Source organism: Neisseria sp. HMSC068C04 (genome assembly GCF_001810105.1).
Taxonomy (GTDB): Bacteria; Pseudomonadota; Gammaproteobacteria; order Burkholderiales; family Neisseriaceae; genus Neisseria; species Neisseria flavescens_B.
The window spans coordinates 1-9337 of sequence record NZ_KV799908.1; the positions used below are offsets into that span (position 1 = coordinate 1).

Here is a 9337-nt window from a genome sequence, read left to right on the forward strand (position 1 = left end):
AAGGCCGTCTGAAAGGTACCCAACCCCGGCGGCTCCCCTTCAGACGGCCTTTAATCCGCCTTATTCAAACAAGACGTCTATGCCTTCTTCTCCAACTTCCAAGCTCGCTCGCTCCGGCATATGGCCCGCTGTCTGCTGCCATTGTAAAAAGCTTTGGGCTATCGCCGGCATCACCTGACGGTTCAGCAGGTGATCGATGTTACGCGCACCGCTGTCGCCGGTCGTACAGGAATCGGCCAACAGCGCCGCAAAATCCTCACTGTAGCTGAGGCGCGTTTGATGGGCTTCATATAGCCGGTCTGCTATTTTATCCAACTTCAATCTGACGATTTGGGCCAATGCTTCTTTTTCCAACGGACGGTAAGGAACGACCTGCATACGTGCCAACAATGCGGCCTGGAAGTGGTCTGTCAGTATCGGTCGGATGGCTTCCGCCAGTTCTTCCAAGCTGTATTCGGGTGCTTCTTCGGCTTCGGCAAGGCCGTCTGAAACTTCGGTGTGCTCAGGGGAGGTTTCCGGCATTTGTGCAGAAAGTTCTACTTCGGTATCGGCGATCTGTTCTTGTCCGTTTGCTTCTTGGTTTTCTTCTGCTGCGGCTTCTTCTGCCTCTTCTGCCTCTTCTGGCTCTTGTGGTTTCAGCAACTGGGTCAGTTCGTTTGCGCCCAAGTTAGAAGTCATCAGGATAACTGTGTTTTTGAAGTCGATTTCCCGGCCTTCGCCGTCACGCATCATGCCTTTGTCGAAGACTTGGTAGAAGAGGTTGAGGATGTCTTTATGGGCTTTTTCGACTTCGTCCAGCAATACGACGCTGTATGGTTTTTGACGTACGGCCTCGGTCAATACGCCACCTTCGCCATAGCCGACATAACCCGGAGGCGAGCCTTTAAGTTGGGAAACGGTGTGTGCTTCACGGTATTCGGACAGGTTGATGGTAATCAGTGATTTTTCACCGCCGAAGAGTGCGTCTGCCAATGCTAGGGCGGTTTCTGTTTTGCCGACACCGGATGGGCCGCTCAACAGGAATACACCCAACGGGGAGTCGTTGGTTTTCAGGCCGGCTTTGGCGGCCCTTAAACTTTGCGCAATCGCATGGATGGCTTCGCTTTGTCCGACTACGCGTTGCTCAAGCAGGCTTTCGAGCTGCAGCAGGTTGGCCAGTTCGTCTTTGAGTACGCTGCCTGCGGGTACGCCTGTCCAGTCGGCGATAATGTCGGCAATCACGGTTTCATCGACGCTGGTAAAAATCAGCGGTTTGCCTGCGACGACGGCATCCAGCTGTTGCTGTTTCTTGGTCAGGCTTTTTTGTGCGGCTTCCCGCTCTTCGGAAGTCAATTCTATATTTTTGGCGGCTTCCATTAAGGATTGGATTTCGTCCGCCAATTGTTTTTCTTCCTGATAGCGACGGTTCATTTCTTCGCGTTGTTCGTTCAGCTGGGCAATTTCCTGCTCGACTTGTCGGATGTTTTCTTCTTGCGATGCATTCAGACGGCCCAATTGTTTGTCGGCATCCAATGCTTCCAATTCCCGTTGCAGCGAGGAGGCCTGTGCTTCCATCAAGCCGAAGATATGGGGAACGGTATCCAAGCTCATGCGGACGCGGGCGGCGGCCGTATCCAACAAGTCTACTGCTTTGTCGGGCAGTTGGCGGCCGGTGATGTATTTTCTGGAGAGTTGCACGGCCGCGATGACTGCGGAATCCTGAATATGGACTTTATGATAAGCGGCATAACGCTGTTTCAAGCCGCGCAGCATGGTGAAGGCGGATTCGTCATCGGGCTCTTCTACTTTGACCATTTGGAAACGGCGCTCCAATGCGGCATCTTTTTCAAAATATTGTTTGTATTCGCTCCAGGTTGTGGCGGCAATGGTGCGCAATTCGCCTCGTGCCAAGGCCGGTTTTAAGAGGTTGGCGGCATCTGCGCCACCGGCGCTGTTGCCGGCACCGATTAACGTATGTGCTTCGTCAATAAACAATAAGATGGGTTCTTCGGAATTTTGAACGGCTTCAATCACGTTACGCAGGCGTTGTTCAAATTCGCCTTTGACGCCCGCACCTGCCTGCAGCAGGCCTAAATCCAAGACCAATACCTGTGTATTTTCTAATATTTTAGGCACTTCGCCCGAGGCGATTTTCAAGGCCAGGCCTTCTACCAGTGCGGTTTTGCCGACACCCGGCTCGCCGACCAAAATCGGATTGTTTTTACGGCGGCGCGATAAAATATCCATCATTTGGCGGATTTCTGTTTCGCGGCCAAATACGGGGTCGATGCCGCCTTGGGCTGCTTTTTCAGTCAGGTTGACGGTAAAGCGCGCCAATGCATCATTTTGTCCGGTTGCTTTAACCGGTTGTGATTTGGATTCGGCCTGAGTGCCGTCCTGGCCTTCTTCGGCAGAAGTTTGGGCAAACGTATTGTTGGTGCCTTCGATTGAGACTTCATCCAACCATGTTTTCAGACGGCCTATTTGGGTTTCCGTCAGACTCAACAGCGGCCATGCATCCTGCGTCATCAGACGGTAAGGGGATTTCAACAATGCCTGATACAGATAAGCGGAACGGATTTCCGATGCGCCTTCGTCACTTGCCAGCAGCCATGCATCTGACAATAGGCTGACCAGTGATTTGGACAGTGAAGGATTACCGCGGACATTGCGCGGCAGTTTGTCCATCGTGTCCAGCAAAGGGTTCCAGATGTTTTCCGAATCAATTTCGTAACGTCTCAATAAGGCGCCGACATCGCCATCCCCTAATTCCAATAGCTTGATAAACAAATGGTCAACCGTAATTTCGGCATGACCCCGTGTTTGACATAAACCGGCGGCGGCTTCCATTGCCTGTTGGCAATGCGTATTCAGACGACGTAATAATAAGGCTTGATCATGTGCAGACATTTGATATCCCTGATGTAAAAATGTGTTATAAAAAAGTGCTACCTTTATCAGGCAGCACTTTATGTGGATGATTAAGCGCGGCTTTCGTTCCAGCTGTCGGAATGAATGATGTTGCCGTCTTTATAAGTCCAAGTGATTTTTTCGTAGCGCAATTCAACGCGTTCCAAGTGGTTGTAACGCTCGCGTGCAGGGTCTTTGATGTTGTGCATTACAGGACCTACTGCGACAACTTTAACGTTGTCCAGTTTGGTATTGAAGTACTCTTTCTCTTGACCGGATGCATCAATTTGATACCACTTGATTTCTACTTCTTTTAAAGTTTGACCGGTGGTTACGGCTTTGTACAAGTATGGAGAAGACGCATCGTATTCTTTGTACAATACGATAGGTTCATGAACGCGAGTACCTGTCAGTTTGCCGGTGTTGGCATCTGTAGGAATGCGGACATTGTGTTCGAACTCAACGATCTCAACACTGTCTTCACGGCCGTTAACGTCAACGGAACCTTTAATAGCGGAACCGCCATCGTCTTTCAGCCACATATAAGCAGGAATTGCCATATTTTTACTCCTTAGTTTTATTAAAAACGCTTTAAGTTTTAAGGCTTAAAGCAACTTGTGCTACATTGAATTACTGTGTTGCCGAGGGAATAAGGATAATCTCAACCCTACGGTTCTTGGCCTTACCGTCTTCTGTCTGATTGTCTGCAATCGGTTTGGTATCGCCAAAACCTTTGACTTCAAACCTGCCCTCCGGGACATTGGAAGAAATTACCAACCAGTCTTTGACGGATTGGGCCCGTTTTTCTGACAACTGCTGATTGGAAACAGGATTTCCGACATTATCGGTATGGCCTTCAACTAAAATTTGGGTATCAGGATGTGATTCAATTGCCTTCAATACGCCAATCAATGCTTTATTGGCATTATTTTTTAATTCAAACTGGCCGGTTTCAAAGAGTGCCAAACTGTCCAGGGTAAGAACCACCGGCTCCGGCTTTTTGACAGGCTCGGGCGCTTTAGGAACTTCGGCAGGGATTAAGGCTTTTAATTTGGGGATATAAGCCTGTGCACGATACAGTCCTAAACCCAAATATGCAGGAACGCCGTGATCACGGTATCCTTCAAGCAATTTCAAGTCCTGCTTCAACAGCCCTATTTTTTTATCCTGTTCGGCTTTATCCGTTTCCATACGGAAGTCCGCTATATGCGTGCCGATTTGTTCCAACAAACGGCTGTTGTTGACAGTTGAAAACGACGCAGCCAGAAAAAAACCGGCAACACCAATGAATAATACCTTAAAAATCATATCTGAAATATGATTTCTATGATAAACGGCATATTTATCCAGATATTCGGATAGGATGTATCTTGCCGAATCATGTTGAACGCTTTTTGCCGACGGAATAAGACCATCTGTATTTTTTATCAGATAAGCGGCCCATTCAGATGTATTTTGAAAATTTCCGCAATCGGCAAGGCTTAAACTGCATATGTCCACATACTCCCATCCGCTATCTGTATTTTTTAAGAATTTTTCTTCTAAAAAATTCAGCGCCTCCATCAGATAAACATATTGATGGCTATACTGGGCATTGTTGTCATGCAGGAATTTAAGGGACAGGGCGTTTTTCAGATTCTTTAAGAATTCGTTTATCTGCAGACGGTTGTGTTCTTTCTTATTGATGATAGAAAAAACAGAATGGCTGTTTTTTCTATCAAACAAAAAAGACACCGGCGTTTGAATCAACCAGTGCACCGGGATAGTCAAACCCGTGCTCTTCTGCAGAAAAAGTATATTACGCAACCATGTGCGCAAAGTGGTCGCAATATCAGTATTTTCCGCCGGAGAAAGCCACAGCTCCAGGCTCACAGAAACATACTTATGGGCTGTATTTTCAAGCAAATTGGAAACGACAGGATGCAGATTTTCCGAACCCGACATATTGATATAGACGGTTTCATTTACCCTCTCCACCAACTTTCTCGGCACAGAAGAGTCATGCAGACGAATGGTATAGCAGCCCAAATCTCCGTTGGAATCCAATTCTTCTGAGATTTTCTTCCAAAAATCCGTATTGATTTGTTCGCGTTTTTTCTTTAGATAAAAACGCCAATAATAAAAGGCCGCCACAACGGACAATGCCCAAGCACAGCCTTTGATTATCCAACCTGTCTGCCAATATACTGCGAATACATACAGCAAAACGAGCTCAAAAACAGCCAGGGTCGCCAGAACTGAAATTTTCCGATAAGTCATTATATAAACACTTGAAATTACAATGCTTGTATTTGCTCAACCAAACCATCCAGATAATATCTAAATGCAAAGTATGCAACCGTTGCCACAACAATGCTTCCTACAAGCAGCCAGGCAGGACGGAGGCTGAATGCTTTTTTCAGCGGCGTTCCCTTTTGATCTATATAAAACAACTTACCGTCTTCCGATACGGCATTGCTTGGGAAGGCAGGTGTGATTTTTTTCAACTGTTCCTGTACGGTGTGCAATGCATCTTCATCCAGAACATATCGGCCCCTGAAGCCCAAATTAATCACACTCAGATAGGTTTCCGCCACCAAGGGGCTGGCATCCTTGTGGTTTTTACACAAAGATTCGATTCGGTCACACAGGATATCCCCTGCATTATATGATTGGAAAAAACAAACCTGCATAGGGTTTCTTTCCCATACTTCCCTGTCGTTACCTTTCAGCGTGCGCAGTGCGACCTCATCCAAAAGGGCGCATTGGGCATAGGAAACTTCTTCAATATCCGCCTCTTTCCATCCAAGCCCGGCTAATTTGGTCTTTAAATCCTGAATCAGATTTTTGCAATGAGCATACCATGATTCGGAATGGTCAGGTGTAAAGCCGGCAGATAATGCGGATACCGCCAAAGCAGTATCTCTCAAAACGGTTCTAATTAAGGGTTGGTTATTCATATTAAATACTCACTACTGCAAATAAGCTTAAATGTAAATCAGAAATAGAGGCCGGAACATAAATGCTGCATACTTGGGACTGCATCATCCTATCAAACGCGACATGCCGTTTATCCAACCTAAAATACACATTGTCCATTCTAAAAGGCAGGCCCGGCGGAGTTTGATGGAGGTAATGTAAAGGTACGCCGACCACTGCCGTATTAATTACCCGCTCCACATCATCGGGCGCACCAATTTTGCTGACCAAAGGCAACTGTTTTTGCAATTCCAAGAAGTCGACGGAGTCGGAATGGGCGGAAAGATAAAACTCTGCATCAGCATTGATTCGGTCATCAAATATCTGGGCGCGCCAATGCGTCGATTTCAGATGCTCCAGTGACAATTCGATCACAGGGGAAGGAATAACCTCATCCAGCAAATCACGGATCTTTTGTTCCAAACGGTTGAATGTTCCAAACAAATCAAAGTGATCATATGAGTCTATTTCTTTAACGGACTCGTTGGCTCTAAAGGTATACAGCATCCCCAGCAGGCGTACCAAAAGTTTATAAAACTCTTCCGGATGTTTCTGCGGGTAATCATTCAGGTGCTTCAATTCCGGATAAATGGTATTTAAGCCATGCAGAAACCAAAACAGCATCGAATCGGAAACTGAAAAATCAACGACACTTTCGCTCCGAGAGCGGCGGCGGACAGACAAATTCTCTATACGGGATAATACCATCAAAGTAATGCGGTTAAGACAAGAGAATAAAGTTTCCGACCCTGTTATGGATAACAATGGCGGGATATAGTTTTTAGCCCAAACAAAAGCGCCCGTCTCATCTTTCTCTATTGCACCGATAGGACAGGTAATATAGTCGTCATTTTGTTCAAAATCGAAACGAATAGTGAGATTCAATCCCTCCACCGCAAACTCTGTTTCTTCGGTAGAGAAAATATCCTCCACCTTCTCAAAGCTCTTAACAAAGCGCTTGGGCGTATCTTTGGTTTCATCCTCATCCACCAAGTTTGAAACATGTGCCTGATAGACGGGCAGTGCCAACAATACAACATTTCGTTGCTGTAAAGGCAGACCTTCAATATTGCGCACATTGACGTGGCGTCCGCCGGCCTGCAAATCAACTAAGGTACCATCCGGCAAGCATGCCTGAAGTGTATCTAATTTGATTTTTCCAACTTCTAATGCCTGACGGTCAAATTCACATTGAAAACAGCCCCATCTAAAATCCCCCATCATTCTCATTAACAGGGCATGCATATGATTATTGAATTTGTCTTGTTGTTGAAAATGTTGAGGCGATAGGAGTACCCCCTCTTCCCATAACGGCTTGTGAAATTTCACTGAAAAACCTTTTTCCGGTAAATTTGAATACGATAGACAAGCTATCTGTCTAACATTTATACTAACCAATCAGGATATTTCCTGACCCCATACCTTGCATTTTATTTGAAAAAATGACATAAGTGTCATTTAATCTATCAAAAAAGGATAAATTTCATCGTGAGCAAAAGTTTTCAAAACGAAGTTCCGCCTTCCCGTATCAATATTAAATTGGACTTGCATACCGGCGGCGCACAAAAAAAGGTTGAGTTACCGCTTAAGCTTTTAGTAACCGGCGATTACAGCAACGGCCAAGATAAACGCGACCTTGCCGAAAAAGAAAAAGTCAATATTAACAAAAACAACTTTGATTCAGTATTATCCGATTTCAATCCTAAAGCCAATCTGACCGTCAAAAACACACTCTCTCCTGCCGGCGGCGAAATGAATGTGAATTTGGATTTCAAATCCATGCGCGACTTCCATCCGGAGCAAATTGCCCAGAATGTGCCGGAATTGCGTGCCTTACTGGCTATGCGCAACCTGCTTCGCGATTTGAAATCCAACTTATTGGACGACTCTGCTTTCCGTCGCGAATTGGAAACCATTCTGCGTGACGAAAACCTGTCTGCCGAACTGCGCGACCGTCTTGAAAAAATCGCACCTATCAATAATAAGTAACATCAAAGGCCGTCTGAAATACCCGTAAGGATTCAAATATGCAAAAAAGCCAAAAGGCCCAAGCCCAAACTACAGTTATCGAACAAGAAAGCACAAACAGCGTTTATGAAGATCTGTGTAAAAAAATCAATCTGAACGCCGTTGACTCCGTCATCGATATCGAGCAATTCCAAAGTGCCGAGAAAATGTCGGAAGCCTCTGCCGACGAACGTATCGCCGCAGCCGTCAGCGTCTTCATGAAAATGATCCAAGACTCTTCCCAAAAAGTGGAACGCCTGGACAAAAGCCTGCTCGATTACCACATTGCCCGTATCGACGAACAACTCAGCCGTCAACTGGATGAAATCCTCCATAACGAAGAATTTCAAAAAATCGAATCCGCATGGCGCGGTTTGAAATTCTTGGTCGACCGAACCGACTTCCGTCACAATGTCAAAATTGAAATTCTTGATGTTTCCAAAGAGGATTTGATTCAAGACTTTGAAGATGCGCCTGAAATCGTGCAAAGCGGACTGTACCGCCACACGTACAGCAACGAATACGACACCCCGGGCGGCGAACCTATCGGTGCTGTGATTTCAAACTACGAATTTGACCGCAGCCCTCAAGATATGGCTTTGCTGCGCAATATCTCGCGTGTTTCCGCTTCTGCGCATATGCCATTTATCGGCTCGGTCGGTGCATCTTTCTTCGGCAAAGAAAGCATGGAAGAAGTGGCCGCCATCCAAGATTTGGCCAACTATATGGACCGTGCCGAATACATCAAATGGAAAAGCTTCCGCGAAACAGACGATGCACGCTATATCGGCTTGACCCTTCCCCGCTTCCTCGCCCGTCTGCCGTACGGTAGCGACACCGTGCCTGTCCGCAGCTTCAATTACGAAGAACAGGTAAAAGGTACGGAACATAACCGCTATCTGTGGGCAAATGCATCATTCGCTTTTGCCGCCAATATGGTGCGCAGCTTCATCAATAATGGTTGGTGCGTCCAAATTCGTGGCCCGCAGGCCGGCGGCTTGATTGAAGATTTGCCTATTCACATGTACGACCTGGGCACCGGCAACCAAATGAAAATCCCGACAGAAGTCCTGATTCCGGAAACCCGCGAATTCGAATTTGCCAATCTGGGCTTTGTTCCGCTGTCTTTCTATAAAAACCGCGATTACGCCTGCTTCTTCTCCGCCAACTCGACTCAGAAACCTGCGTTGTATGAGACCAAGGAAGCAACCGCAAACAGCCGCATCAACGCCCGTTTGCCTTACGTCTTCCTACTCTCCCGCCTGGCGCACTACCTCAAACTGATCCAGCGTGAAAACATCGGCACCACCAAAGACCGCCGCATGCTTGAGTTGGAACTGAATAATTGGATCAATACCCTGGTAACGGAAATGACCGACCCGAGCGACGAGCTGCAGGCAACACATCCGTTAAGAGAGGCAAAAGTATTGGTGGAAGATATCGAGGACAACCCGGGTTTCTTCAAAGTCCGCCTGTTTGCCCG

At 46.7% G+C, this 9337-nt stretch carries 7 protein-coding genes; 2 read left to right on the forward strand and 5 right to left on the reverse strand.

The genetic code is table 11. The features are described 5' to 3' along the window. Positions 1-60 precede the first annotated feature (60 nt). The 5 genes from tssH to tssK form a co-directional block, all read right to left on the reverse strand. Entirely contained in the window at positions 61-2889 is a 2829-nt protein-coding gene (tssH, locus tag HMPREF2700_RS01535) for a type VI secretion system ATPase TssH (protein WP_070589481.1), read from the reverse strand. Between the two features lie 71 nt (positions 2890-2960). Next, complete coding sequence (locus HMPREF2700_RS01540; RefSeq protein WP_070589483.1) at positions 2961-3449, reverse strand: Hcp family type VI secretion system effector; 489 nt, start codon at positions 3447-3449, stop codon at positions 2961-2963. A gap of 70 nt (positions 3450-3519) precedes the next feature. Next, positions 3520-5148, reverse strand: a complete 1629-nt coding sequence (locus HMPREF2700_RS01545; protein WP_070589485.1) for an OmpA family protein — start codon at positions 5146-5148, stop codon at positions 3520-3522. Between the two features lie 17 nt (positions 5149-5165). Next, positions 5166-5828: a DotU family type IV/VI secretion system protein gene (locus HMPREF2700_RS01550; protein ID WP_070589487.1), complete on the reverse strand. Its 663-nt coding sequence runs from the start codon at positions 5826-5828 to the stop codon at positions 5166-5168. Position 5829: 1 nt separating this feature from the next. Continuing rightward, positions 5830-7176: a type VI secretion system baseplate subunit TssK gene (tssK, locus tag HMPREF2700_RS01555; protein WP_070589489.1), complete on the reverse strand. Its 1347-nt coding sequence runs from the start codon at positions 7174-7176 to the stop codon at positions 5830-5832. Positions 7177-7335: 159 nt separating this feature from the next. Between tssK and tssB the strand changes: the two genes are divergently transcribed. Further along, positions 7336-7836: a type VI secretion system contractile sheath small subunit gene (gene tssB / locus HMPREF2700_RS01560; protein WP_070589491.1), complete on the forward strand. Its 501-nt coding sequence runs from the start codon at positions 7336-7338 to the stop codon at positions 7834-7836. A gap of 38 nt (positions 7837-7874) precedes the next feature. Further along, positions 7875-9337 (forward strand): type VI secretion system contractile sheath large subunit (gene tssC / locus HMPREF2700_RS01565; RefSeq protein WP_070589493.1); only part of this gene is annotated, 1463 nt, incomplete at its 3' end.